Source organism: Bacillus sp. FSL K6-0073, from assembly GCF_038006085.1.
Lineage (GTDB): Bacteria > Bacillota > Bacilli > Bacillales > Bacillaceae_G > Bacillus_A > Bacillus_A cereus.
Genome location: NZ_JBBOUN010000006.1, coordinates 31134 through 56074 on the forward strand (window position 1 = coordinate 31134; position 24941 = coordinate 56074).

Below are 24941 nucleotides of genomic sequence, written 5' to 3' on the forward strand. Positions count from 1 at the left end.
TCGATTCAAATAAAGATTTTGTTATAAAACTTAGCTAGTTGCCTTACTCCTTGGTTGCTGTTTTCTACGTTCTTCTTGATACATTCTCCGGTATTCTTCTTTTTGTTTTCTTTCATATCTAATTTGCCTTTGTAGAGATTCAACCGTAGAAGGATTAGCGCTTTTGATTAACTTATCTGCTTCACGGGATAAGGATCTGATCAGAGATGCTTTTAAAATTTCTTCCTCAACTGCTAACTCTTGTTTCTTTGCACGTTTCTCTAGCCAACCACCGATGTATACACCTATATGACTAGGTATCTCATCTTTAACTTTTTCATACAATTCTCTTGGCATAACGTAATAGTTATAATGACCACAAAAAGTTTTACTTGCCTTACTTCTAAAGTCCGAAACCGATACTTTGACTTCATAACAGCGCCAAATCCCCTTAGTATCTAATGTTAGATAGTCCACACGTTCTTTTCCAAACCATCCAATAGTGACCTCAAAGCAACCAAATACACCTTGTTTTTTAGTTGCTGCGTAAATTTGTCGCTCCATTTCAGTAGTAACCTCAGTTTTAGCCATCATGTCACCTTCCTTTCTATTAAAATAAGAATTTTGTTTAATTTAATTCCTCGATATTTACAGCTGTTTCTTTTAGAAGCTCAGCTAAATCGTGAGCATCCGCCATATCCCTTGTATGCAACATCGTTATCCGCCCATCTGGAAAATTAATAGCTACACCTTGAGAAAACGTACTGAAATATATATTTGTCTTACACCACAAACATTTATTTTTATCAATGTGACATATACATGCACTACTCATTGCGATACATCCTTTCTCCCAAATAACTATTTTGTTACATTTATTAATCTCTGTACCAATAGATATCAGATGACAATAAATCTACTTGCAACCCATCTTCATAGTCAGAAAAATCAACACATTCCCAATGCGCAGGAGCTTTAAAACACGGAATCCCATCTGGTTCAATCCATAATTCACAATCATTAGTAATACGTGTAATCTTAGCTGGTTGATTCTCATACCAAATTTTTCGACCAATAGCTTTTTCTTGCCAATTTCTTTCTGATAAATAAAGTGGACATTCTTCTAAAAGTTTCACTAACAGATATTGAGCTTTCGCTAAACCATAATCCATATATCGTGCAGGAATGCTGTAAAATTTCTTACCGTTACGAGTTATCCAGCAACTCCCATTACATTCAACAGATGTTTCATCCCACTTGTTTTTTATATAGTTAGAACGATCAAATACTACTCCCCAAGTTGGTGCATCGCCGTTAAACTCAATCAAGTTTTTATAAGTCGGTTGTTCTCCTGCTGGACATGCCCAATAACAATTCTCTGAGAACTTACCGCCAAGTGTATGATTGTATCCATCAATACGATAAACATCATACGGAACACCATTTACTTCTAAATCCCATCCAATAGGTCTTTTTACTTGTGATAAATCTGTTGTTTCACCGATTAATTTAATACGTGCCATTTTCATACGCCCTTTCTATTCGTTTAAAATAACGCTTTGGTTACAATTTATTTAATGCTTCATCAATCACTTGTTTTATTTTCTTTTTACTTACTCCGTTGTTAACATCGTATTTAAAATTAAACCCACACTTACAAGTACGTTTGACTATATTGTCATCAACTTCTAATGTACCTTGACCATTACCAACAAATTGATTACCACAATTCGGACAGTCGTTAATAAGGGGTGATATTCTCAAAAAATCCATTGCATTCATTCTTCATCATCCTCCTCTTCATGAACATATACATGTGCTTCTATTGTTGTACTACACTCATAGCAATCAAAAGATCCACCTTGCCCAATCCCATATTCACGAATATTAGCACCGCACCTCGGACAAAAGGAAACTGTACCTTCTTTCCACTCTTCTTTTGTACAAATTGGCTCGACTATAAAATTACGATAAGTATTTAAAGGTGAAAGTAGTACATCTTCCTTTGCTATATTAATCGCTTCCTCTAAAGAAACATCATTGCTTGTTTCTGCAGTTATATTAATAGAGTTATCTACTTTTTGAGCTTTTATTTTATAGAGCATGTTTTCTTTCATATCTCATTCCCTCGCTTTTGTATAAAATTCAAATTTTGTCTGACTTTAAGCTCAGGTTCAACTCGAACTTACCTTTTTCCATTCAACTAAAATGTCGAGACCTCTCCCGAAATGAATTCTTTCCCAACTGGATTTTTCTCTCGCCCTTCTCATACATTCCTTTAGCGATAAAGGCGGTTTAGTAATCGCATCTTCTTTGTTCCATCCACCTTTTCTATATCTATAAAGTGCAGTTTGATATTGAATCCCGTTTGAAGCAGCTATTCTTAACTCTTCATCCGTAAATACTCGTTTGTGTGCTTGTGCTGTCCTTCCTTTTTGAAAAATCTGTTCCTTCTCCATAACTGGCCTTGTAGCAGCCTCAAATGGTTCCAAACCTCTCTTCACTCGATGATAGTACGTTTGGTAACCAACCCCATGTTTTTTCGCAACTTCTTTCCATCTTGACCATTGACTATCCTTATGCGTTAACGGCTCTGTAATTGCTTTTTCTTTATCCCACATGGAAACACGAACTCTACCATTTAATGTACATCTACTAATCCCGTTCTTTTCTGCTCTTTTATATTCGTCTGGCGTAATATAATAATCATATGGCGATTTCATAAAACCCATCCTCCTCTTTACTCAATATCCGCTCGCCTGACGTTCAGAGTTCTCCTTATTTTTATCTTTGTAGGCTTGTACAATATCTTCAAATTTGTACCCATACAAATAACACAGGCGGAAGAAAATACCGAAAGCCTTATGCAAATGTGTTAGAGTTACGTTTAAATCTCTATATTGGCACCACGCACGTTTGGCGGTTAAAATATCCTGCATATACCATTCAAACAGCATATTTACGCTTAATATATTTTTCTTCATAATGTATTGCTCACGAAACATTGCTACGATTCTGCGCTTTAAGGTAAAACGGTCTAATTCAATTACAATGTTCATAAGAAAATGAAATCCATCAACTAATTCCACTAATAATCCATCTTTAGGAGTCCCAAACCCTACACTCCACATTTTGAACGCTCTCGTTTCATTCCACGCCTCGCCAATCTCAACTAACAACGCGCGGAACAACATGTCTAATTTGTCATTACCTTTATATCCAATTCGCTTATCTAGTTCTTTCTGCATTTCGAACAACTCTGTAATATCAAAAGTCTGCTGCGTTTCTTCTGGAGTAATTACATATAGATTTGACGTATGTCTCACAGTGCATATGCTCCTTTACGATAATCTTTAATAATTTCACCATCATTATTGAAATACACAATCTCCCAATGTGGATTGAATCTAAATTTATGAGGATTATCATCTAGGACAACAAACAAATCGTTTTTGCAATTTCCGACAATCGTCCCTGTTCTTCCCTGGACTTCGACACGCATTCCACGTTTAGCAAATGAGATTCTTCTAAAATTACACATCTTCCGGAACGGCTCTTCTTTACCAAACAAGGTTGCTATATCAACAACACCTTTATATTCACAAGTGATAAATGGCTCAAACTGTTCGAATGGCGTATTAATAAATCCTTGCTGTTTAATTTGCTTGTAGAAATGGTATTTCGCCATCTTTTCATTTTCTTTTACAATAATGTGATTACAACGCCATTGAGGAAAGACTGTTGAAATATGATACTTATATGTAGATTTCATCGTTCTCCCTCCTTGCTAACTAATGAGACTTTCGACCATTCAAGAATTGGACTTTCTTCCACTCTTTTCTCTGGTTCCAATAAGAATCGCGCGGATTCATTACAATTTGTACATGTAACTTGAATTTCTTTTTCTGTTGTTTGGACCATAACACCCTGGATTCCGTTATCCTTTGTAGTGATGATGGGAAGTACTGCAGCATTCCCCTTTTCTTGCTCCAATCTATCTAGTTCCGCTGCTATATTCATTCCACAATTACATAAGATTTCAAATTTCATGCTTCCATTCTCCTTTAACCGTTTTATGATCGTTATAACGAGTAAGACCGCCAATTCTAGTTCGTCCAATTCCCACAACTGGCGATCCTTTGTCCTATAACACTCTAAAGCTATTAACTTTCCAATCAATTTTTCTCTACGCAATATCTTGTTTCACCTTTTAAATTCCCAATATTCAAAAAATGTTAAATGCACTCTTTACCAATTCAGCCTGCAGCATCTTCTGCAAAGAAAAGTATTTCTAAATCATGCGGTTCCACTTCATATGATTCATTTGAATTATTTACTAGCACCGTTACAATCCCTGTATCTTTATCTTGATGTCCTACAGTTAAAACACGACTATCATCACTAACAAAATCACCCGAATGAAATTCATTATTTCTTCTTTTTTTATTAGCGAAGACTCTGCGGCGCTCTTCTCGGTATTGCTCTCGTTCTGTGGCTAAACGACACTGATCTGCATATTGCCATCCTTTATCGCCTATACCTGCTATGTCACAATTTCCCCATACGCCTAAAATTTTAATACGACCATTCTTTTTATCGACTTCCATCGCTTTAACTTCAGCAAACATTGTGTAATCTTTACATTCAAATACTACCCAATCACCTAGTTCAAATGGTGTTTTAATAAACTGTGGTACTGGTACAATAACTGCTACGATTTTCATCTTTAACCCTCCAAATATTTAGTTACATATTGCGGTTTAAATCCGCTATCAAAATAGATTCGTAACGGCTGCGGTTCCTGCGATTCCCTCGCGGCTTTGCAAATCTCTTCGGCTTCGTCCCAAAAGAAACTTTTATCCTGCGCTCGTCTATACCGCCATAACGCTGTTACATAGTCGATATACATATCAAAGTGATTATCCTGCTTTACAGAGCGTGGTAGTTCGTCTGCGCTCCATACATCACATGGAATAACTGCAAGTACATCAGCGAATCCTGCATGACCTGGCAAGTGCTTCGCATGAGCATTCTTTATATCAAATGGCTTTGCTTGTTCCTTAATATCTTTAACTCTTGTATTTTTCATCACTGTAGTTGTATTTGTGAAATCATCCAGCAAGAATGTCAGTTGCTCCGTCATGGTGCTCACCTTCTTCTAACTGCAGCGTGTATACAATCCCTCTATCTAATAACGCACCGATAACTGCATTCATCCACAAATGATTGCCAATCTTCTTCTGTAAGTACTGTAGAATTCCTATAATTTCATTTGTAGAAAGGGATACAAATTCACCTAACTTCTCCTGGTTAAACTTCCCTCCACGCTTTTCAATCTCTAAAAATATTTTATTTTCTTTCACGTATTGTTCAGCTTTAATCAAATCAAAATCACGCACTTTATTCATGCCGTATCTTTTTATTAGAGCCGTTAACATATCTTTAATTACTAACGTTTCAACTACTTTTAATGTCAGCTCCATTTCACCCCGACAAGACTTACAAAGCGTTTTCTCGCATCCCTCAATGTACATGTTTTTCACATCAGCAGTTGGAATTACTGCACTACAGATATCACACCATTCACTATTATCGAACAACAAACCATCCATTACTTTCAGCTCCCCGCTATATCATCTATATTCTAAAATTTATTAATCTTTATATTTTTATAAATACACATATTTTGGCCGCTTGCGTATTTATTGTGTTATAATTGCAAATGTAAAATTATTTTTAAATCCAAATCTATATCTACCTTTAATTTTTTTGAGTATCCATCAATACGATGGATCTTTTTTTATGCGTTTTTTCTTATTTGTTCAACCACTACCGGATTACCGCCTATCGATTCCAAGCGATCCGCTACATCCAATACATTCTTTCGTTCTTCATTTCTATGTTCTTGATCTCTTTTCTGTTTTTTCTTGTACAATTCAATGAGTTCTTTTTCTACTGCATTTGATTCTTCCAATTGTTTATCACTTAGTTTTTTTAACTCTCGTGCGGCTGTTATATCGCCCGTAGCCATTGCCCTATCACACTGACGAAGTAATATTTTTTGATTTTGCATGTATTCACGTAACTTCTTTTCTAAAGGCCAAGCTATTTGTATATGCTCTGGAAGTACCCTATCGGCTAATGCCATCTATTTCACCTCTGTTCTGTCCCTATTGTTGTAAATGAATAACTTTCTCACCTACATCATTCGCAACATCTCCCTCAAGGTCGATGTAATATTGACCTTTTACACCAGAAGCAAGTTCTTGCCCAACAATTTGTCCATTTTCATCGCGCTCCATAAGGATTTTTGAGCCCACCTCTATAGTTGGCGCTAACTTAGACTTTGCTTGCACCTGGCAATCCCACACTTCACGTTTTTTATCACCAGTAATTGTAAGCGTTAATGTAATAGTTCTTGGCTTCTTTGGATCCGTGTTTAAATCGGACATATTTTCTAAAACACGTTCAAATTCTTCGTCAAACCTTTCTGCAACTGCTCCATTTGCGAAACTATTTAAATCTATTGGCATCTGTAAAACCTCCCATATTTTACTTATACTAATCCTGGTCTCCAAGCTTTTAGATAGGTTAAAGCTTCTTCAAAATCTTTTTCTTTTGTATCACGATAACTCGGAACTACAAAAGCCATTTTAAAGTCTTTCCATGCTCGACTATGTAAAATTCTTTTATCTTCAAATGCTTGGCGAATTTTCGGTTCTTCCCCCCAAAGCTTTTCGACTCGACGCAATTTCGCGTTTAGTAACGTTGTTTGTTGATAACTATCAATAGTCATCTTTTCATTTAACTTATTTTCAATTGTTTCTAATCGTTCATCTTGTTTCATCATTTCAGATGAAATTGTATGAATCATTTTCAGAGGAGACATTTGTGTTCGTTGATCATTTTGTTTCTGGATATGTTCCCTCATCCTCTTAAATTCTTGAATAAATTTGATTTTCATTTGTACAGCTTCTTTTGTGTTATAACTCATAACAACTAATGTAAAAGCTTCCTCTGTTAAATCATATTTAGGATATTGCTTTCCTCGGCTAAGATATTTTCGCTCCTCAAAATTGAGGAGTGAAAATTCCTCACCCGCATAACTTATTTGTTTGCGAATATCCCTAAGAACATTGTCATGTTCTTTACCGAACATATCTGCAACCATCAAACTATCAGTTACAATTTTATTTCCCTCCACAAAAACCAGATTACTAACTGGATTTTGTGCAACCAACAATTGACTCATCGTATAAACCTCCACTATTCAAAGTTTGTAAAATGTGAACTTTAGTCCCAAAAAAAGAAATCGATAAAGTTCGATTTTTTTAAACTCCACTACTAATTAATCTTCTGATTTCAACAATTCATCCATTGGCATATCAAAAACCTCTGAGATTGCAATAAGCGCCTTTCTACCAGGCTCTCCTTTACCACTTATATACAACGAAACCGTAGAAGGAGCACGGTTTATCGCTTGTGCAAATTCTATTTGTTTCATATTTCTAATTCTAAGCAAAGATGACAATTTATCGTTGTCAAATTTCATTTTCGTTTCACCTCGCTTATCTCTTACAAAACATATCTTAGCATAAAGTTTGTAAAAAGTGAACTTTTTTATTTTATTTTCCCAAATTCTTATCCTTCGTCAAAGGTAAAATATTACAAAAGTTTGCTAAAACTAAACTTTTATAATAAAATGAGATTAATAAAGTTGTTTACTAATTTGTAAAAAAAGAAATCTACTTGAATTTATATAAAAGGGTGAAATGGTTATGCGTGGAGAAAGGGTTAAAACTTTAAGGAAAATGAAGGGATGGACACAGGATGAACTTGGAGCAGCGGTTGGATTAAAAAAAGCTGCAATATCTGGAATCGAAAATAACAAACGTGATCGTGGGGAAAAATCTGTATCTAAATTTGCAGAAGTTTTTGGTTGCACTGCAGATTACCTTCTAGGCTTTTCAGACGATCCTGCTCTAAACAGTGAACAAAATTTACGGCTAAAAAAAGATTTTGATGAAATATACAATAAATTAAAAGAACTTCCAGAAACTGAACAAGAAATGTATTTAAGAATGATTAATTCCTTTATAGATGCGAACAAAAAATGATTGGTAGCAAGTTGCTATCAATCATTTTTTGTTTTAATTGCAAGTGATTCCTTAATATTTTCAATACTTTCTTTTACATCTCCATTAGTTTCCCCTAGTAATAACAGTTCCCAAAGTTTAGATTCTAATTGTTCTTGTTTATTCACTAACGTTTCCTTAGTTAATACTGCATTCATTTCTATATCCCCCTAGAACACCCTTTATATTTTTGTAAGTAAATGTAATTTATTCTGCTTTTATCAAAGTTTAAAGAAAACAGAAACCTTTTTTAACGCACAAATGCGACCGTCTAATAAAAGACGATCGCATCATTAACTAAATTTAATATAGTTACTAACTTTTCACCAGCCACCTGGATCGTTACTGTACATAACTACTGGCGCCTTTGCTTCTTGCTTTATTTCTTTTGTGTCCGTAGCAGAATTTAATAAGAAACCGCCTAGAATTGCTAGTACTGGAATAATAGCTAAGATTTTTTTCATATGTTTCCACCTGCCTCATGACTGATAAGTTAATTATACCATTTATTCAAACAATACCCAAGAGCATTTTTGCTAATTGCTGGACATAAAATTCATCATTATTTTGAAGAAGGCGTTCATATGCTCTTCTCATCATGAATTCGTCATTCCTTGCTAGTGCCAGATAGACATATTGTATATCAGTGAGCTTACCATTTTTTTCTTTAATACCCATTAAAATTTCTTCACCGACTTTATTATTCCCCAATCTAATTTCTAACAAAGCACGCTCTGCATCGTGGATCACAACAATGGTATCAATCTCTTTCATGTGTATAATCTTTAAAAAAGATAAGTTAAATTGGAACATATTACGTTTTTCTTTGACACCTTCAAAATCTTCAATCTCTTCCAAAGTTTCATAGGCCTTTATTAAGTAATATTTAGCCTTTTCGTAATTTGTAAACAAGTATGTCTCGCCCTTCTTAAAATAAGCCATTGCACGTGGCAATATATAGAATGGATTAAGCTCACATACATTTAGAATTTGATCACAAATAAGTCGTGCTTCTGTGATTTTACCAGCTCTTATATACATAACTGCTTGCGCTTCCTTAAACCTTAAATCAAATGTACTTTCAATAAAGTTATTTGGGATTTCATTTAGTCCATCGCTAATTTCATGCATTTTTTCCGATGCTAATTTATGGTCTCCCATTTGATATAACAATTGGCATAACAACAGCTCTATCAGCCATTTCATTTCTGTACTTTTTGTTGTTTTATTTACCTCTCGTAATGAATTATAAAATTCTAACAAGTTAATATTTTCCTGTGTATATCTTTGATAGATCCAGCGATACACTTCTGCCCATTCTTCATTGAGTGCATTCGTATACTTCTTTCCTTTTTCTACAATACATTCTTTTTCAATAACAAATTTTAATGTATTAAAATCGCCTCTTAATGATAGGTACTCCATAATTTCTCTTCTATTTTTAGGTTTGGCCTCAAGTACATACCTTGAAATATATTTACTTTCTGTTTTAATTCCCTTATTAAGTAAAGCCAAAGATTTTAACAAATATGAACAGCGCATTTGTCTTTCTCCTTTAAATACGGCTGTTACACCACTTGGGGAAATCCCCAAAGTTAAAGCTAACTTATTTTTACTAATCCCAGCTAAAGTTAAATCATTTAAAAGACATTGTAATAATTTCTTCATTTTTATTTGTCCCCTTTTTTCGGAACAAAGACACGTACCCTTTTACCATAATTTCGGAAAACGCGTCACTACATTCAAAAGTTGTGTTATACTAGTTGTTGGACTTGCAGTAAGTGTTCTCCCTAGCGCATTAGGGAAGACGTTGTAATTGTGTGACCGCACTAATTACACACGCTGTGAGTCTTTTTTTGTCCGCGTTTATTCAATTTTATTTCTTAACATTCAGATTAATCGTTATTTTAAAATCTTGAGAAAGTTTGACCTCTTCAATATATTACCATACAAAACACGATTGCTTTCTGATTATCTGACCTCTTATGCATTATTGCATATTTAAAGCGCTATATTTATATTATACCATAAAAATAGAACGTAAGTTCTTATTTTTAGATAATTATATAGACATATGTTCTTATACGTCTATTTTATAGCCATTTGTAGTATAAATTAATTATTAGATTTATACTTTTTTCCATGAGAGAATTTAATAAAATGCTAAAAAAATTAAGGAATTCATACGGGTTAACACAAGAAGAATTAGCAAGTAAACTTAACTTAAGCCGCGGTCAAATTAAAAACTACGAAAATGGTTTCGAACCAGATTTAGAAACTTTAGATCGAATCGCCTCTTATTTTAACGTACCTGTTGATGTTCTTTTAAACAGAAATATAAAACATAATACAAAAATAGTTGAGAATACACTCATTGAAATTCAACAAATTATTGCTTCTATGAACGAGGAACAAAGAGAAGACTTTTGCAAAAAATTACTTCCTTACGCTAGATTCTTAGATAAAGATAAAAAGATGTAGTTACTACCCGTCGATATTTAGTATTATTCTACATGGAAAAATATTCTGAATCTAGAGGTAAAATATTCATAAATTTACATTTTAATCAAGACAGCTACTTGGCTGTCTTTTTATTTTTTGGAAATACATATTAAAAGTTGTAATATACAAATATAAACTATATTAAGGAGCGATATTATGGGATTTAAATTTCGTAAAAGTATCAAAGTTGCCCCTGGTGTGAAAATAAACGTTACACATAAAGGTGTAGGAGTAAGTGCAGGTGTAAAAGGTGCTAGCATTAGTACTGGACCATCCGGATCTAGAATTACAACTTCTTTACCTGGAACGGGAATCTCATATGAACAACGTATAAGTAAAAAGAAAGGCACTAAACAAAGAACAAGCTCAAGTGATTCAGCAATTCAAAACACTACGACTACTACGCCAAATAATCGGTCGCATACAAGGGTTCAATCTTCCCTTATAAAAAAAGAAACTAAGGCTTTTATAGTAACTCCTTTCCGTTCAAAAGATAACGAAGCAAATTCTTTTGCTAGAAAACTGATGAAGCCACTTTCCATAATTACAGGCGCTTGTGCAATGCTTTTCTTAATTATGATGCTTGTTATTCCTGCTCTAATCCTGGCGGCTATTTCTTTCTTATGCTATAAAAATATCAAAACTCCACATGCAACTACATGTCCTGAATGTGATTATGAAAATCTATTAATTCATAAAGAGAAGAAAATTACTTGCCGTAAATGTAAAAGCACTCTTATTATACAGCGATAACAGTAAGTTATAAATAAATAACTAACTATGTTAAAGAATGCGCTTCCAATCTTTTGAAATGTATGATAAACTTGCATTTGGATGGAAGTCCATATACATATTATTAAAATTAAAGTGGTTTTCAAGTCAAAGAACGGCACTCATTTGAGTGTCTTTTCTTTTTTCTGATTATTTGTTATGATATGACTAGAGTATGACTTCTAACTGAATTGCATAAAATAAAAGAAGAGATGCGCTAACATCTCTTCCAGTAACTGATACCGCAAGGTGGTCGGTTGCTAATAGTTATTTTCGTTTAGTACCGCCCTTTCGCTTGCAGGCATTCGGGGCGGTATTTTTATTTCTTTTATTGCTAATCTTTTTTGCAAGCTCATTTGCATAAGCTGTTGCAAATGCTGCAAGGAATACCTTAGCAGCGTCATACAATAAATTAAATAAAGAATCCATTCGGTCACCTCCCTTCTCTCTAAAATCAGAGAAAGGATAGCAACCTCCCGCCCTCACAATATACAGTTAAATTTAGTTTATCATATTAGGTATAGCTAGCACTAAAAAATATTGTTATTTTCTTCTATGTATTACTTCAAGACAGACTCTTTTTTCTTTGCTATATGATTTTTCACATTTTCTTTTACTTTTGGTAGATCTAACTTCTCATTTGGAATGATGTCCATAATATTAGATTTAAATAGAAAATGTTGTTTCTCATCTGTTTCAACGTAAATCATATATTGTTCTCTACCCACTATTTTCCCCTTTAATGATTTTCCATTACTCAATACAAATGTACACGGAATATTATAGTGTTCTAAATACATTAAGATATTATCAAAAAAACATGCATATATTACATCCCCCTTTTTGTTTTAGTATAACAAAAAAAGACCATCAAACGACGGTCTTCTACCTTTTGTTTTTAGAAATTCTCTTCTTAACAACGAAAACTACGAGTTAAATGGTTGGAATATAAAAGAGTTTGGAAATTAATCCAAACTCTTTTTTAATAATTACTCAAAGAATCTGTTTAGATAACCAGCATATGTAACTTTCCAAAAGCTGCCAGAATCTTCGACTTTTTGTATAGGTATTGATCCACCATATTTAGCGCCATTAGATTCTGCAGTCATAAAATAACTATCAGGAATACTTTTACCTTTTTCGATATAATTTATTTTTGTAGCATAATATCTGGCAGCAGAAAGGGTACTAATATTAGAAGCATTCACCTGAATGGACTCTTGAATTGGTGAAGAAGGCTGAGTAAATTCTGCTGCGCTAGCAGTACTAATAATCCCAAATGATAATGCTAACGTTGCAACACCTGCAGTAATTTTTTTAATCATGGTATATTATACCTCCTATAGTAGATTTAGTTACAATTACCATTATAATACAAGTTAACTTTTAAATATACACTTTTTTCTATTTATTCAGAATTTTTAATTTGAATTTCCTGCGATTTTATCTTTTATACAAGATTTTGTGCACACTGCTGACTATGGCCCCAAATTACACGTATCTGGGCTGAACCTCATATACAGTTACATATAGTTTATCACACAAGTCATAAATACTAATTAAAAAAACTTGTTATTTTTTTACAACCATATTATTTTTTTAATCTATGTATAACAAAAAAGACCATCAAACGACGGTCTTCTCTTTTACTCTTCTTTTTTTAACAAATCTCTGCTATCATAAAGAAGTAGATACATAAATTGCAAATGTAAATTTTAAAAATAAATATTTTATATAAATAAAAAAAACAAAAAACCCCGACAGCATTTTCAAAGGTTTCCGTGGTTGGTCGCCTACATAAAACTTTTGAAAATCGAAACGCGAGGTTTGTATTAACATATTTTAATGTGTATCGCTACGTCTATGATAGCATATACTTTAAAAAATGTGAACTACAATCCTCTAATTTCTTGCACCCATTTTTTGGTCGGGGTAAAAAAATTGGAGGATTTTTTATGTTGGATTCAGTTATACAAATGAGAGGAACAGTTTACGAAAAAGGATTTGGTTTATTAGCACAGCATGTCATGCGAGATCGTTCATTACATAAGAATGCAAAATTAATATACGCTTACTTATGTAGTTACGCTTGGGGTAATACAAATGAAGAACGCACAGCATTTCCAAGTGTAGATATCCAATGTACAGATTTAGGAATGAGCGAAGATACTTATTATAAATATCGTAAACAACTAATCACTAAAGGTTACATCAACATAGAAAAGCAAAAGAATGAAAAAGGGCAATTCTCAAGAAACCTTTATTACATCGAATCTGTTGTAATACCAAAAGAAAATACAGAAGAACCATCCCCTAAAAAATCGGGTATGGATGAAAAACCAAAACCATCCCCTAAAAATCCGGGTACGGAAAAACCGAGCTCGGAAAAACCGAGTACGGAAAAATCGGGTACTAATAAGAAAAAAGATAAAAAAGATAAATTAATAAAAAAACAAGATAATAAAAAAGAACAGATAATTAATTCCTCTTCTTCTAATACAGATAATTTACTTAATATAGTAGAGGAATTGAATTTAGAAAATGAAGAGGAAGAAGAATACATCAATCAAATGTCTAATCTATTCTACAAATCTGTTATTGAAAGATTAAGAGACAGAAAGATATTTAAGAATAAACAACAATTTTTTGATGTATTAAAGACATTACAAGAAAAAAATGTACGTATTGGTACCATGAAACAAGTAGACAAGTCTATTGATGAATTTCTAAAAACAGTTGAGGAACGTAGTCAAACATCAAATCCAGTTCAGAAACCTACTATTTTTTACGCTGGTCGTCTTGCTATGGTTATCGAAAGAGAAAACACTGTAGAAACAGCAAAGGCATTTATACGTAAAAATAAAGATGAATTTAAAGGTAATGTTTTATTCTTTAACTGGTTAGATCAATAAAACAATTATAGGAGGGGTATTTATGAGAAAAGTAGATGTAGTAGTATCCTTAATCGAATTAGAAAAAAGAATCTCTAAAGCACTAAATCCACTTGAAGAAGCAGGATTAGATTCTATTTTTCAATTATTTTCTATGCTAGATTTTGAAGATGCAACAAACGTTTTACTTGAAAATGTGTTTAAAGATGTTTATTTCGAGAATATACAACACTTTCGATTCGGAACTGAAAGTAAAAAAGAATTTACAAACCGTCTGTTAAAAATTAAACCCGAACTTTCTTGGGTTATGTCACCAGATGAAACATTAAAAGTAATTTCTGTTTTATTGGATATAGAGAAAGAAAGACAAGAAACCTATATAACTTTCGCTAACTTAGGTGTGGAATTTGATATTCCAGAAGCGATGGATTCTTTGGAGAAATTTATTGATCAATTAATCGGAGAGAATGCTGGGGATATCGTTTATTTCTACACTGATGGTGACATGTCTAGAGAAGAAGTGTTAGATTTCATCTCTGATAAGTGGAAACAGGAAAGTAAATAAAGAAGATTTAAGGGCAGATTCGACATTAGAAAAATTCGAACTAGCTGAACATACAGAGAGGAATTAACATATGTCATTTAGCAATGAACTTATTAATCAAAGTATGAGTAAATTAGGAGGGCAGCTCGCATTATATTTTGGTCTTCCAATAATTCTCATTGCAATACTAGCGATAATTGTATGTAGATATTTTGATGGATATTTCACTCGACAATTTTTTGGTATAGCTGCAGCGTGTATATTTGTAGGTTGGTGTGTATATGTTTTTAATTAAGTTAGCTTAAAGTAAGAGTTTTAACAGTATGGGAGGAGCACTAACATAACGCGGATTTTGTACACTTAGACCAACAAATAAGTTTGATCCACGAGTTTGATGTTTTTTCTCATCCCTCAAAAAGTGTACCTTTTGAAATTATGTTTATATTTCTTATGAATTAAGCTTACTCCTCTTTTTGAAGGAATGGGCAAAGATACCCAAAATAAAAATTCAGAAATGAAAGGAGGACTTTAAGACAATGCGTAACGTATTTCCAAACAAATACTACAGCGATGAAGGGTTTGTAGAAAGAAAATTAGAAATCAATGAGGAAGATTTACAAGAAATTATTGAGGATTACTTACTAAGGAATGCTGATTTCGATTTTGATGAAGTCGAAATAGTCAATAACCGCCCAATGAACATATGGCTCTATGCTAAATGTAGAACATATGTTGATTCTGAAGATCCAGAGCAAGATGAAGCACTACTTGATGTAGAAGTCGAAATCGCCGGAGACTATGACGGAAATCTTTAATAGATTACCAATATAAGTATAGTGGGATGTGAGGACTAGGGATCATTACAAATGACTTACAAGCTCTCTCTTACCTTCTTACTACTGGAGAGTAGAAAACTATACACAATGGTATAAAATCACTTTAGGAGGTTAGTACAATGTTTTTAGCTAAAGGATTTAATAAAGCACCGTATTATAATAAAATTGAGTTATTAAAAAAAGAAGATTATGTTAGGAAAGTGATCTTAAAATTACGAGATATTGAGGATGAAGACGAGAGAAGAACGGCAATTGAAAAGGAAGTTAAAGAATTGTTAAGCAAGGTATCGATACACCTGCTCAAATATCCTGAGCCACTTGAAAATCTATTAATCTTACTTAAAGATGAGAATGAGCATGATATTTATTTAGTTTTGAGACTTGAAATTGATATGTTGTACATGCATGCAATTCAATTTAACTATAAAACATTAGAAAAGGCTGCTAAGACTTATAAAAAATTCCGTGAAGATCCATTAGCTTTTCGTAGATAAATAAAAAACAAGGCATCTATTGATTCAATTTATACTTATTTATAAGGATTTATCAATGTTGATCGATATTAACTTGTGATATAATACATTAGACGGTATCTCTATTATTTAAAGAAATATTAAGCTGAAGAAAAGACGCATTCATAATGAAAGCGTCTTTTCTTTTTGTTCACTAAGATGATACTTTCTATCATAATTGTACAAGCTCACTAATATAAAAAAGAAGACCACAACTTATCGATGGTCTTCCATTCACAAACTACATAGAACTTTCTGGGTATCTATATTCTACCATTTTTTTATCGAAGAGAAATATATATTTTACGACATAAAATTTCACGCACCGTATAAATCTATTAAACTTAAAATACATCATTAAGGGATTCTTGTTGTTTTCTGACGAAGACAAGGTTTTCCCTCCTACCATAACGAATGTTATAACAGAGGTGATAATGTTATGACAGATAAAACAGACAGCTCTCAATCTATATATGTCAGCAAAGACGTAGCAACGATGCTCAAAATCCAGGAGTCCACTTTGAGGAAGTACTGTATCATGCTCGAGGAACAAGGTTATCACTTCCACAAGAATGAGCATGGGCACCGTGGATTTATGGATAACGATGTTATAACACTAAGGAAGTTAATTGAGATCAAATCGCACCCTGATATGACGTTAAAACAGGCCTGCAACGCAATAATGACCTGGGTTAAAGAAAAAGATATGTCAGAGGTTGATACGGATGTTATAACGGAAACTGAGCAACATGACGAGCGATATAACGAACTAAAGGAAATGATTCAGCAGCAAAATGAAATGCTAAAGCAGATGGCTATGAAAATGGATGAACAACAACGCTACATTGATGAGAGATTAGAAAAACGAGATCAGCAGCTTATGAGTGCTATACGCGAAATACAGGAAGAGAAACGTGTACTGCTAGAGACAGCGGCAGCGAAGCGGAAGCCTTGGTGGAAATTTTGGTAGAATGGTATAGAACTAGTTATTAATCCACGACGTAGATAATCTTATGTAAAAGGGTGATTGAATTGTATTGCTGTGATAAGTGTTTTAAAGACGAATATGTGATAGAACTCATAAAAAGTAAGCGTGTTGTAGGTGATGAATGTAACTATTGTGGATCAAAAGGTGTGTCAGTCGCAAAAGTAAGTGATTTATTAGATATGTTTAATAATTTATTTACATACTTTGTAAAAAGTGAACCAGAAAAATACATTTATATGGATGGTATGCCTACTATTGAAGAGGCTTATGGTACGGGAGAAAACTTGTGGGACTTACTTCGTGAAGAATGGGATGTTTTTAGTGATATAACAGATGAAAACCTACTATACGATATTTTAAATGCTAATAAAGATGTTGAGAAAGAAGGTATAATTTCAGCAAATACTATGTTTTATACCGCAATGGATGTAAGTGATCATTTTAATGTTGGCGATTGGTGGAATGATCTTGCTGATAGTTTGAAGCACAAAAATCGCTTCTTCCCACAAATTAGTTCTTGCTCACGAAAAAATGACGACTTACTTGATTATTTAGGAATGCTATTCTTAAGTATTTCTACAACAGTTGGTGAAAATGATAAATTTTACAGGGCAAGAATTGGTGAATACGCGAAAAGCACGGAATTAGAAGCGCCACCAGAAGAAAAAATTTTAAAGAGCGGAAGAGCAAACCCTGTTGGTATAAGGGTTCTTTATACAGCGATAGATGAGGAGACTGCAGTAGCGGAAGTAAGACCATGGAAATCAGCTAAAGTAACTATAGCGTCTGTAAAGCCTAAAGAACCATTAAAATTAGTAGATTTGTCTAAAGTATCGGATAGAATGGACAAAATTTTAAAATCACCTTTTTCCGTGGAGAATATTTATAATGAGTTAACGGCATTGAATGTACTCTCAAATCTTGATAAAGCTCTGTCTAAACCGGTGAGTCCAGATACTTCAGAACTAGATTATATACCGTCTCAATACCTAACAGAATATATAAAATTTCTCGGTTATGATGGTGTTATATTTAGAAGTTCTTTAGGTCCAGGTGAGAATTATGTTTTCTATGAGCAGGAAAATAAATTTTGGATGCCAAAAAGTAAATTGAATGTAGAAATACTAGAACTTTACGAAGTAAGCGGATTGAAGTATGATTTCTCTATAATACCTAAACACGTTATGCCAGGCGTAAAACTGTAAGAATTTTAGATTTTTGATTATATATTTTTTGTTGAAATAAAGATTCTCTATGAGAATCTCTTTTTTTATTAACAATTATATAACAGTTATATAATTGTTAATAAAACATTGAAAAATATCTCTATTTGTTATAAAATTAGGTTAACATTATATAAGCGTTACATAACAGATATATAAGTATTGATAATTTAAAGGAGTCGATAAAATGACTAAAGTATTTGCAATTGATCATGGGAATGGCGCTGTAAAAATGCGTACAGATGTGTTTAAAAAGACACTTCCAGCAATCTATTCATTCTCTTCTAATGTAGGAGAAGCATTGTCTGGTGGGAAGATGAAGCTTAAAACATATAAAGTTGAAGGAACAGAATATGTTTGGGGCGATGACATAATTAAAGTGAACAATACTTTGAACACATACGCTCAACAGAATCGTTATAAAACTAATCAGTATAAAACACTATCAAAAATTGCATTAGCTGAAATGGCTGCTAAAACAAATGTGAAAAGCTACGATGAAATCTTAGTTGTAACAGGTGTTCCAAGCCAAGAAATCGGAACAAAGGCCGTTGATGAAATTAAAGAAGTTTATTATGGAACTCATGATCTTGAGGTGAATGGTAAAAAAGTAACGATTAATGTTGTAGATGTTATTGTTCTTGCTCAACCAGTAGGAACCGTTATGAGCCGTTATTTAGATGAAGATGGATTTGTTGCAGATGATACTTATGAAGATATGACTGTAGGTATTATTGATATCGGAACTGGTACAACAGATTTAGATGTAATCTCTATGCTACGCCGTGAAAAAGAATCGACTTCTGTTCCAAAAGGAATGCACGATGTCTATGAACCAATTGTAGCTAAAATTAAAAAGGAAACAAGCGCAACTATTAATGATTATAAATTAGAAAAAGTATTTGAAGAAGCTGCTTACCAGGCTTCTAAGCGTATGGATCCAATTGATTTTAATGATGAAAAAACAGCATCGATTAAAGAAGTTTATGATTTTATTGTAAACGGAGTAAATAATGCTTGGAAAACATTTGACCGCTTTGATGAAGTGCTAGTCTCTGGTGGTGGCGCGAATACTTTCCATGAGTTATTGGAAGAATGGATTGGTAAAGTAACGAAATTAGAAGAAAGCCAAACTGCAAACGTGGAGGGCTTCTACAGATACGGTAAATTTGAGGTAGGCGAAGAAGATGGCGAATAAGGTATATCCTCTTTCTTATGATGATGTATTAGATAAAGATATTAAAGATTGGTTAGAATCTCTACCGCGTAATAGAAAAGCTGAAATGGTTCGTACTGCTATTAGACAATACATGCATACAAGCGGTTCTATTATTATCTCTCCAATGAAAGAAGAAAAAGTAGAACCTAAAAAGGTTGAAAGAAAACGTCCTAATTTAGGTAGGGGCGGTAATTTCGAAAAAGATTAAATACAATTGAATATAAAAAGAGAACGCTCTTCCCAGCTTGGCGGCACGAAAGAGCGTTCTCTACACTTTGAAAATTTGAAAGGATGATTTAACAATGTCAAATACCCTTTACAAACTAACTACTAGTGAGCCTATTCTACCACAAACACGTAGCAAAAAGGAACTGTTCGGAACAATCCGCTCATTCTTTGCGAAAAAATACCAAGAATTAAATGAGTGGTTTGGTATTGAAGAATGTAAATCAGACCGTATTTGGTACTATGGAACATTATCACTTATGTTTTTTCTTCCTGCTGCTACTTATGTTACTTCTAAATTTATATGGTCGTAATGTATGATATTACAAAAAAAGAGGGCGCTTGCAGCGTCCTCTTTTTTAGGCAATTAAATATGTTCTCCGTGGTCGATATAAACATCACTGTATTCGTATGCTGGTGCAGGTGGTCTTCCGTGGTCATAAGCAGGCGCTCCACCATGATCCCCATGTGCTTCGAATTTACTTATACCACCAGTATGCCCGTGACTATATGCTAAATCAGGTCTTTGTGGTGCAGGTGTATCACCTTCAGCCATTGCAATAAATCCTACTGCCATAATGGGAAGTAATAATACTGACTTTAACTTTTTCATCACACTAACGCCCCTTTTTCTTCAAATTGTTTTCTGGATTCATTGCTGATATAAAAGTATTTACTTGCTTTTTTGTCGTTCGCTTCTTTATAAAACATAGTAGCGAGAATTTCAGCATATTCTTGAACGCACTTTGTTAATCCTTCTACTTCAAAATAAGAAATCCCTGCTTCTATTACACTTTCTAATGTATTTAACTCAGATTCATTATTCAATTCCATTAATATGTTAAATCTGTGTATGTACTCTTGATTTCCTATTTGAGTAGACGTTCTTAGCCCCTGTTCTATTAACCTATTGGCTGCTGTATGTTCCCTCAATTTATAATGTTCCTTAGCTTGTAGAAAGATAGCCTTATAATGGTTTGGTAAATGTTCTGTTACTTCTGATAAGTGGCGGATAGCTAAAGACGAAAGCCCTTGACTAGCATATAACCACCCTATATTGTTTCTAAGGCGTAATAATAGTTCTATGTTATCACCCTTTTTAACAATATCTATTGCTTTATTTAAGTGTTCTTCAGCTTGTTCAAATTGTCTTATCTGTATACATGTTAATCCTAGTACATTTTCACATAATGCTACGTTTATCTCATAGCCTTCATTATTATGAAAAGCTGTTTTTGCTTTGTTTATATACGTTATAGAGGGGAGGGGCTTATACGTTTGATAGTAGAATGTTGCTAAACGATAATTAAATTCTGCTTGTTCTAGTTCGTCAGGGACATATTTTAGAAGTGATTCTGCTTCTTCAAATTGTTCCCCAGCCTCTGCATAATTAGACAAAAATGTATTATGTATTGCTTTATAAAAGTGGTAGCAATACGCTAAATAATTGTCTACTGGTTTATTGAAGTTCTCAATTTTATCAAATTCACTTGGTGAAATATTAATGCCTTCAGTTAGAACTTTATACCTAAAATCTAGTAGAGAGTAATATAATAATAAGTTTTGGTCTTGTAATTTTGTGTCTTTTTCATGTTGTAAATTATTAATTATATTATCAATTTTTCCTTTCAAGTTTGACGCCTTTACATACCGTTGCGTTAACATGGCTTGATACCAGTCATTAAGTAATTTTGTAACTTGTTCATTCCCCTTTACTGGAACATGCATAAAATCCCACCCTTTTTTCTGAATAGTCTTACTCAAAAGAATAGCAAAAAAAGGAAGGAAAAAGAATAACAAAGTATATTTCTACATAATTTTCAGACTTTTGATGGTGAATATCAACAAAAAAGTCGATTCCTATCATAAGAACCGACTCTCCTCTTACTTCACATACACATAGGCTTCATTTGCAGTTATATAGTATGTTACGCCTTTACTGTTGTGTACTTTGTATTGTGGTGAACCATTAACGGATACTTTAGCATCAATCGTAAATCCAAGCCCTTCATCTACCGTTCCTGCTACATCTTTATCAGACCAAGAAGCAGAGTCATAGAAACGAAGGTCGTCCACTTTAGAAACAACACGTTTTCCTACTACAGAACTTGAAGTAGTAGTTTGTTCCCCTTGATATTTAATATAAGATGGGTTGTTATAAATCCATTGGTTACCGCCAAGATTTAACCAATCACCTTGTTTTCCCCATACTTGATATGCTTCTCCTTTATTTAATTGACGGATAACACCATAATTTGTTGATGGTCCACTTCTTAGGTTTACGTTAAATCCTTCAATATAAGCTACTCCTGTTTCGCCTACAACGTTTTGAGATGGTTCTTGTGGTTTTGGTTTAACTGTAACTGTTGCGCCTTCATATGCCTTTTTTACGTCCGCTCTGAATTGTGATTCTGATACACCGTGACTGCGAAGGTAATCAATCGGATCTTCGTGGTCAGTTCCACCTAATTTGTAAGTAATATCTTTATGTGTCCATAAGCCTTTGCTTGGATGAATTCCTCTATCTTTTAAAATCTTAGCTAATAGTTTTACATAACGCTCGTAAGAAGATTTAAATTTATCTGGGTTGCTAGTTTCAGAAAGTTCTACGTGAACAAATCTTTTATTTGCAGATGGTCCAGCACCGTAAGCCACATATTTTGTATCGGCAATTTGGACTGTTTCGTTCCAATCTACAGCATAATGCACAAATGCATTTCTCCATGTTCTAGCTTCATAATTTCGAATGTTAATTGCTGGTGCTTCTGGTGTTGCTGTACTATGTGCCACAACGCCCTCATAAGCGCCCACACCGTAGCGATATGCTTGTTTCGGTAAGTCTTGGATAATTAGTACTCTATCAGCAAAAGAAGCCGTAGCAAACGAAAATAAGAGTAATAGAGTCATAAATAATGAGCTAAATAGTTTAATTGGTTTTTTCATTGTGTATTTTCCCCTTTTTGCCAAACAAAAAGAGCACCGTCTTTTGACAATGCTCTCCTTATGTAAGGCGTGTATTTTTTATTTGGTAGTATGTTTTTCTTTTCGTGCATCACTTCTTTGGATCTTCGCTTGAATTTCGGATGCTACACTTTCTAATAACCATGCAGGAATCCATTTTTCCCAGCCAATTCGTGCACAGTTTGCTGCGAAACTATTAAAAATGTGGTAACTCAATCCACCGACTACCATAAAGAAAAAGAAGTCAGGTAGTTTAAGAGCAATATCAAATAAATGCGCAAGAGCTGGTAATGATAAAAGCACCACGGTTCTCGTGATGCCCTCAATTCCATATTGTGATGAGTATGTTCCATCTAGCTTTGAAGCTTTACTACCAGTAATCCAGTCCAACATAATAATCCAGCAATAGATCGATATCCAAATTAAGTTCGCTTTACCGTATAACAAATTAATTATTGTTCCTAATCCACCACCGATAGCACCACCTACTTTAAATTGAGTACTTGTAATAACATCGCTTATATTCAATGCCTTGATGAGTTCGTGAATTCTTTCCAAGTTCTCACCTCCTCGTATGATTAAGTTAGGTTTTTTAGGGACGGGATGTACCTATAAACCCAAGAGTATCTATTTTTATGAGATACTTAAATTTGTAGATAGAGTGTTGCCGACCACCTCCTTGAATCTTTGTATTCGGTTGAAAGAATGGTACCTCTGTCTAATAAGTAGTTTACGAATGAGTTGGATGTTGATGACCATTGGTCATTCTTCGTATCTCTTACGAGGTAGTAGCGCTTATTAGTTCAGAGGAGGACAACACTATCTAACACTGATTAAAATAGGGGTGTAAGCTATGTTCTATTTAGGTATTGATATCGCTAAACATAAACATTATGCGTCCATTATCGATCAAACTGGAAAACCTATTACTAAGCCATTTCCCTTTCAGAATCACAAAGAAGGTGGACAAGCACTATTAAATTGGATGTACCGATACATTGAGTCTCCTACAGAAATAATGATTGGAATGGAGGCAACAGGACATTATTGGTTAGCCATTTATTCTTTTCTACTGGATCATGGCTTCTCAGTCGTTGTATTAAATCCAATTCAAACCAATGCCTGGCGAAAAGGAACAGAAATTAGAAAGCGGAAAACAGACGCCATTGATGCCACTATGATTGCCGATATCATTCGATTCGGCCGTTTTGTTGAAACTCCACTTGTGGACGAGAAAATGTTCGCTCTAAAACAAATGAGCCGCTTTCGTAATGCGCTTGTAAGTAATATGAGTGATTTAAAAAGAAAAGCTCTTGTCGTATTAGATCAGACTTTCCCAGAGTACCAAAGCATCTTTTCGGATGTTTTTGGTAAAACTTCTTCACAAATCTTACTTGAATATTCCTCTCCTAGTGACTATGAACAGATATCTATTGATGATTTAACACAAATAATTGAGCAAACCAGTCGTAACCGACTTGGGAAGAAAACAGCCAACAAACTAATGGAATTAGCCTCTAATTCGTTTGGTGTTACTTTCTGTAAAAACGCTTTTTCCTTTCAACTAAAAATGTTGATGGAGCAAATTCGTTTTATCGAAGATCAAATCAAAGAGTGTGAAGAAGAAATGTCACAACTTTTAATTGATTTAGATACTCCTATCATGACAATACCTGGCGTTGGACCGATTTTAGGTGCCACTATACTAAGTGAAATTGGGGATATACACCGCTTTGACAAACCATCTAAACTTGTCGCATACGCAGGCATCGATGCCTCTGTGTCCCAATCTGGGCAATTTGAATCCTCAGGTACGTCTATATCCAAACGTGGCTCTTCTCATTTGCGTAGAGCCTTATTCCAGGCGGCTATTACAGCTCATAAACATGACCCTGTATTAAAAGCCTTTTATGAAAAGAAACGAAAACAAGGAAAGCACTACTATGTTTGTATAGGAGCCGTAGCTAGAAAGCTGTGTTACATTATCTATGCCATTCTTAAAAGCAATAAACCTTATGAAATTCCACCACACACAACAGAAACATGAACTTCTCATTTTTTTGAAAATCCTTAGGTTTATTTGATACGCCCTTTTTTAGAGAAACACCCCCTATTTATATAAAAAATCCTCCTTGACTTCTCATAGTTGGTCTTT

Annotated in this window: 39 protein-coding genes; 13 read left to right on the top strand and 26 right to left on the bottom strand. The window is 33.8% G+C overall.

Annotated elements, in window-relative coordinates; genetic code table 11:
• Positions 1 to 30 precede the first annotated feature (30 nt).
• The 16 genes from MHB52_RS36450 to MHB52_RS36525 all read right to left on the bottom strand — a co-directional run bounded on the left by MHB52_RS36450 (position 31) and on the right by MHB52_RS36525 (position 7531).
• The gene (locus tag MHB52_RS36450; RefSeq protein ID WP_061663810.1) at positions 31 to 570 is read right to left on the bottom strand and encodes a hypothetical protein; all 540 of its coding nucleotides are present in this window, start codon (positions 568 to 570) and stop codon (positions 31 to 33) included.
• Between the two features lie 37 nt (positions 571 to 607).
• Positions 608 to 814, bottom strand: coding sequence for a hypothetical protein (locus MHB52_RS36455; RefSeq protein ID WP_061663809.1), 207 nt, complete (start codon positions 812 to 814; stop codon positions 608 to 610).
• 43 nt (positions 815 to 857) lie between these two features.
• Positions 858 to 1502 (bottom strand): hypothetical protein, encoded by a 645-nt coding sequence (locus MHB52_RS36460; RefSeq protein WP_061663808.1) that lies wholly within the window; start codon positions 1500 to 1502, stop codon positions 858 to 860.
• A 40-nt stretch (positions 1503 to 1542) separates the two neighbouring features.
• Positions 1543 to 1761, bottom strand: coding sequence for a DUF3797 domain-containing protein (locus tag MHB52_RS36465; RefSeq protein WP_061663807.1), 219 nt, complete (start codon positions 1759 to 1761; stop codon positions 1543 to 1545).
• Entirely contained in the window at positions 1758 to 2096 is a 339-nt protein-coding gene (locus MHB52_RS36470) for a hypothetical protein (protein WP_061663806.1), read from the bottom strand. Before MHB52_RS36470 ends, MHB52_RS36465 begins: the two co-directional genes overlap by 4 nt.
• Before the next feature lie 57 nt (positions 2097 to 2153).
• Positions 2154 to 2702 (bottom strand): hypothetical protein, encoded by a 549-nt coding sequence (locus MHB52_RS36475; protein WP_061663805.1) that lies wholly within the window; start codon positions 2700 to 2702, stop codon positions 2154 to 2156.
• A gap of 21 nt (positions 2703 to 2723) precedes the next feature.
• Positions 2724 to 3305, bottom strand: a complete 582-nt coding sequence (locus tag MHB52_RS36480) for a dUTP diphosphatase (protein WP_061663804.1) — start codon at positions 3303 to 3305, stop codon at positions 2724 to 2726.
• Complete coding sequence (locus tag MHB52_RS36485) at positions 3302 to 3751, bottom strand: hypothetical protein (RefSeq protein WP_061663803.1); 450 nt, start codon at positions 3749 to 3751, stop codon at positions 3302 to 3304. The genes MHB52_RS36480 and MHB52_RS36485 overlap by 4 nt, the downstream gene beginning before the upstream one ends.
• Positions 3748 to 4029 (bottom strand): hypothetical protein, encoded by a 282-nt coding sequence (locus MHB52_RS36490; protein ID WP_061663833.1) that lies wholly within the window; start codon positions 4027 to 4029, stop codon positions 3748 to 3750. The genes MHB52_RS36485 and MHB52_RS36490 overlap by 4 nt, the downstream gene beginning before the upstream one ends.
• 206 nt (positions 4030 to 4235) lie before the next feature.
• Entirely contained in the window at positions 4236 to 4703 is a 468-nt protein-coding gene (locus tag MHB52_RS36495; protein WP_061663802.1) for a hypothetical protein, read from the bottom strand.
• A 2-nt stretch (positions 4704 to 4705) separates the two neighbouring features.
• Positions 4706 to 5122, bottom strand: a complete 417-nt coding sequence (locus tag MHB52_RS36500; RefSeq protein WP_000139415.1) for a hypothetical protein — start codon at positions 5120 to 5122, stop codon at positions 4706 to 4708.
• Positions 5091 to 5591 (bottom strand): hypothetical protein, encoded by a 501-nt coding sequence (locus MHB52_RS36505; RefSeq protein WP_061663801.1) that lies wholly within the window; start codon positions 5589 to 5591, stop codon positions 5091 to 5093. The genes MHB52_RS36500 and MHB52_RS36505 overlap by 32 nt, the downstream gene beginning before the upstream one ends.
• 188 nt (positions 5592 to 5779) lie before the next feature.
• A complete protein-coding gene (locus MHB52_RS36510; RefSeq protein ID WP_061663800.1) occupies positions 5780 to 6127 on the bottom strand; it encodes a hypothetical protein in 348 nt (115 codons plus the stop codon).
• A 22-nt stretch (positions 6128 to 6149) separates the two neighbouring features.
• Positions 6150 to 6512 (bottom strand): hypothetical protein, encoded by a 363-nt coding sequence (locus MHB52_RS36515; RefSeq protein WP_061663799.1) that lies wholly within the window; start codon positions 6510 to 6512, stop codon positions 6150 to 6152.
• Positions 6513 to 6535: 23 nt separating this feature from the next.
• The gene (locus MHB52_RS36520) at positions 6536 to 7231 is read right to left on the bottom strand and encodes a Rha family transcriptional regulator (RefSeq protein WP_061663798.1); all 696 of its coding nucleotides are present in this window, start codon (positions 7229 to 7231) and stop codon (positions 6536 to 6538) included.
• 96 nt (positions 7232 to 7327) lie between these two features.
• Positions 7328 to 7531, bottom strand: a complete 204-nt coding sequence (locus tag MHB52_RS36525; RefSeq protein ID WP_000667089.1) for a helix-turn-helix domain-containing protein — start codon at positions 7529 to 7531, stop codon at positions 7328 to 7330.
• A gap of 226 nt (positions 7532 to 7757) precedes the next feature.
• Here MHB52_RS36525 and MHB52_RS36530 point away from each other — a divergent pair, with 226 nt between their 5' ends.
• Positions 7758 to 8096, top strand: a complete 339-nt coding sequence (locus tag MHB52_RS36530) for a helix-turn-helix domain-containing protein (RefSeq protein WP_001213919.1) — start codon at positions 7758 to 7760, stop codon at positions 8094 to 8096.
• Between the two features lie 17 nt (positions 8097 to 8113).
• On the opposite strand, the gene MHB52_RS36535 is transcribed toward MHB52_RS36530, so the two are convergent.
• The 3 genes from MHB52_RS36535 to MHB52_RS36545 all read right to left on the bottom strand — a co-directional run bounded on the left by MHB52_RS36535 (position 8114) and on the right by MHB52_RS36545 (position 9782).
• Entirely contained in the window at positions 8114 to 8272 is a 159-nt protein-coding gene (locus MHB52_RS36535) for a hypothetical protein (RefSeq protein WP_172797025.1), read from the bottom strand.
• Positions 8273 to 8437: 165 nt separating this feature from the next.
• A complete protein-coding gene (locus MHB52_RS36540; RefSeq protein WP_172797024.1) occupies positions 8438 to 8578 on the bottom strand; it encodes a hypothetical protein in 141 nt (46 codons plus the stop codon).
• Positions 8579 to 8624: 46 nt separating this feature from the next.
• Positions 8625 to 9782: an AimR family lysis-lysogeny pheromone receptor gene (locus tag MHB52_RS36545; RefSeq protein WP_061663797.1), complete on the bottom strand. Its 1158-nt coding sequence runs from the start codon at positions 9780 to 9782 to the stop codon at positions 8625 to 8627.
• Positions 9783 to 10274: 492 nt separating this feature from the next.
• On the opposite strand from MHB52_RS36545, the gene MHB52_RS36550 reads away from it, so the two are divergent.
• Positions 10275 to 10595, top strand: coding sequence for a helix-turn-helix domain-containing protein (locus tag MHB52_RS36550; RefSeq protein WP_002084061.1), 321 nt, complete (start codon positions 10275 to 10277; stop codon positions 10593 to 10595).
• A gap of 177 nt (positions 10596 to 10772) precedes the next feature.
• On the top strand, positions 10773 to 11369 hold the full coding sequence (locus tag MHB52_RS36555; protein ID WP_061663796.1) for a DUF4236 domain-containing protein: 597 nt from the start codon (positions 10773 to 10775) through the stop codon (positions 11367 to 11369).
• Between the two features lie 285 nt (positions 11370 to 11654).
• Here the strand turns inward: MHB52_RS36555 and MHB52_RS36560 are convergent, their stop codons facing one another.
• From MHB52_RS36560 to MHB52_RS36570, 3 genes are all read right to left on the bottom strand, one after another.
• On the bottom strand, positions 11655 to 11816 hold the full coding sequence (locus MHB52_RS36560; RefSeq protein ID WP_172797023.1) for a hypothetical protein: 162 nt from the start codon (positions 11814 to 11816) through the stop codon (positions 11655 to 11657).
• Positions 11817 to 11947: 131 nt separating this feature from the next.
• Positions 11948 to 12187 carry an RNA chaperone Hfq gene (locus MHB52_RS36565; protein ID WP_061663795.1) on the bottom strand — a complete coding sequence of 80 codons (240 nt, stop codon included), beginning with the start codon at positions 12185 to 12187 and terminating at the stop codon, positions 11948 to 11950.
• 189 nt (positions 12188 to 12376) lie between these two features.
• Positions 12377 to 12712 carry a hypothetical protein gene (locus MHB52_RS36570; protein ID WP_061663794.1) on the bottom strand — a complete coding sequence of 112 codons (336 nt, stop codon included), beginning with the start codon at positions 12710 to 12712 and terminating at the stop codon, positions 12377 to 12379.
• Positions 12713 to 13342: 630 nt separating this feature from the next.
• On the opposite strand from MHB52_RS36570, the gene MHB52_RS36575 reads away from it, so the two are divergent.
• The 9 genes from MHB52_RS36575 (at position 13343) to MHB52_RS36615 (ending at position 20139) form a co-directional block, all read left to right on the top strand.
• The gene (locus MHB52_RS36575; RefSeq protein WP_061663793.1) at positions 13343 to 14299 is read left to right on the top strand and encodes a helix-turn-helix domain-containing protein; all 957 of its coding nucleotides are present in this window, start codon (positions 13343 to 13345) and stop codon (positions 14297 to 14299) included.
• A gap of 22 nt (positions 14300 to 14321) precedes the next feature.
• A complete protein-coding gene (locus MHB52_RS36580) occupies positions 14322 to 14843 on the top strand; it encodes a hypothetical protein (protein ID WP_061663792.1) in 522 nt (173 codons plus the stop codon).
• A 515-nt stretch (positions 14844 to 15358) separates the two neighbouring features.
• On the top strand, positions 15359 to 15637 hold the full coding sequence (locus MHB52_RS36585; RefSeq protein WP_061663791.1) for a hypothetical protein: 279 nt from the start codon (positions 15359 to 15361) through the stop codon (positions 15635 to 15637).
• 140 nt (positions 15638 to 15777) lie between these two features.
• The gene (locus tag MHB52_RS36590) at positions 15778 to 16152 is read left to right on the top strand and encodes a hypothetical protein (protein ID WP_061663790.1); all 375 of its coding nucleotides are present in this window, start codon (positions 15778 to 15780) and stop codon (positions 16150 to 16152) included.
• Between the two features lie 556 nt (positions 16153 to 16708).
• Positions 16709 to 17140, top strand: a complete 432-nt coding sequence (locus MHB52_RS36595) for a DUF3967 domain-containing protein (RefSeq protein WP_236821037.1) — start codon at positions 16709 to 16711, stop codon at positions 17138 to 17140.
• 62 nt (positions 17141 to 17202) lie between these two features.
• Positions 17203 to 18363, top strand: coding sequence for an RES domain-containing protein (locus tag MHB52_RS36600; protein ID WP_061663788.1), 1161 nt, complete (start codon positions 17203 to 17205; stop codon positions 18361 to 18363).
• Between the two features lie 205 nt (positions 18364 to 18568).
• Positions 18569 to 19579: a ParM/StbA family protein gene (locus MHB52_RS36605; protein WP_061663786.1), complete on the top strand. Its 1011-nt coding sequence runs from the start codon at positions 18569 to 18571 to the stop codon at positions 19577 to 19579.
• Positions 19569 to 19808 (top strand): hypothetical protein, encoded by a 240-nt coding sequence (locus MHB52_RS36610; RefSeq protein ID WP_061663784.1) that lies wholly within the window; start codon positions 19569 to 19571, stop codon positions 19806 to 19808. The genes MHB52_RS36605 and MHB52_RS36610 overlap by 11 nt, the downstream gene beginning before the upstream one ends.
• 94 nt (positions 19809 to 19902) lie before the next feature.
• Positions 19903 to 20139, top strand: a complete 237-nt coding sequence (locus MHB52_RS36615; RefSeq protein WP_061663782.1) for a hypothetical protein — start codon at positions 19903 to 19905, stop codon at positions 20137 to 20139.
• A gap of 53 nt (positions 20140 to 20192) precedes the next feature.
• Here the strand turns inward: MHB52_RS36615 and MHB52_RS36620 are convergent, their stop codons facing one another.
• From MHB52_RS36620 to MHB52_RS36635, 4 genes are all read right to left on the bottom strand, one after another.
• Positions 20193 to 20438, bottom strand: coding sequence for a hypothetical protein (locus tag MHB52_RS36620; RefSeq protein WP_000734385.1), 246 nt, complete (start codon positions 20436 to 20438; stop codon positions 20193 to 20195).
• Entirely contained in the window at positions 20438 to 21553 is a 1116-nt protein-coding gene (locus tag MHB52_RS36625; protein ID WP_061663780.1) for a Rap family tetratricopeptide repeat protein, read from the bottom strand. Before MHB52_RS36625 ends, MHB52_RS36620 begins: the two co-directional genes overlap by 1 nt.
• A gap of 156 nt (positions 21554 to 21709) precedes the next feature.
• Complete coding sequence (locus MHB52_RS36630) at positions 21710 to 22768, bottom strand: N-acetylmuramoyl-L-alanine amidase (RefSeq protein ID WP_061663778.1); 1059 nt, start codon at positions 22766 to 22768, stop codon at positions 21710 to 21712.
• A 78-nt stretch (positions 22769 to 22846) separates the two neighbouring features.
• Positions 22847 to 23344 (bottom strand): phage holin family protein, encoded by a 498-nt coding sequence (locus MHB52_RS36635; protein WP_000439587.1) that lies wholly within the window; start codon positions 23342 to 23344, stop codon positions 22847 to 22849.
• A gap of 295 nt (positions 23345 to 23639) precedes the next feature.
• Between MHB52_RS36635 and MHB52_RS36640 the strand changes: the two genes are divergently transcribed.
• Complete coding sequence (locus MHB52_RS36640; RefSeq protein WP_061663050.1) at positions 23640 to 24833, top strand: IS110-like element ISBth13 family transposase; 1194 nt, start codon at positions 23640 to 23642, stop codon at positions 24831 to 24833.
• Positions 24834 to 24941: the final 108 nt, after the last annotated feature.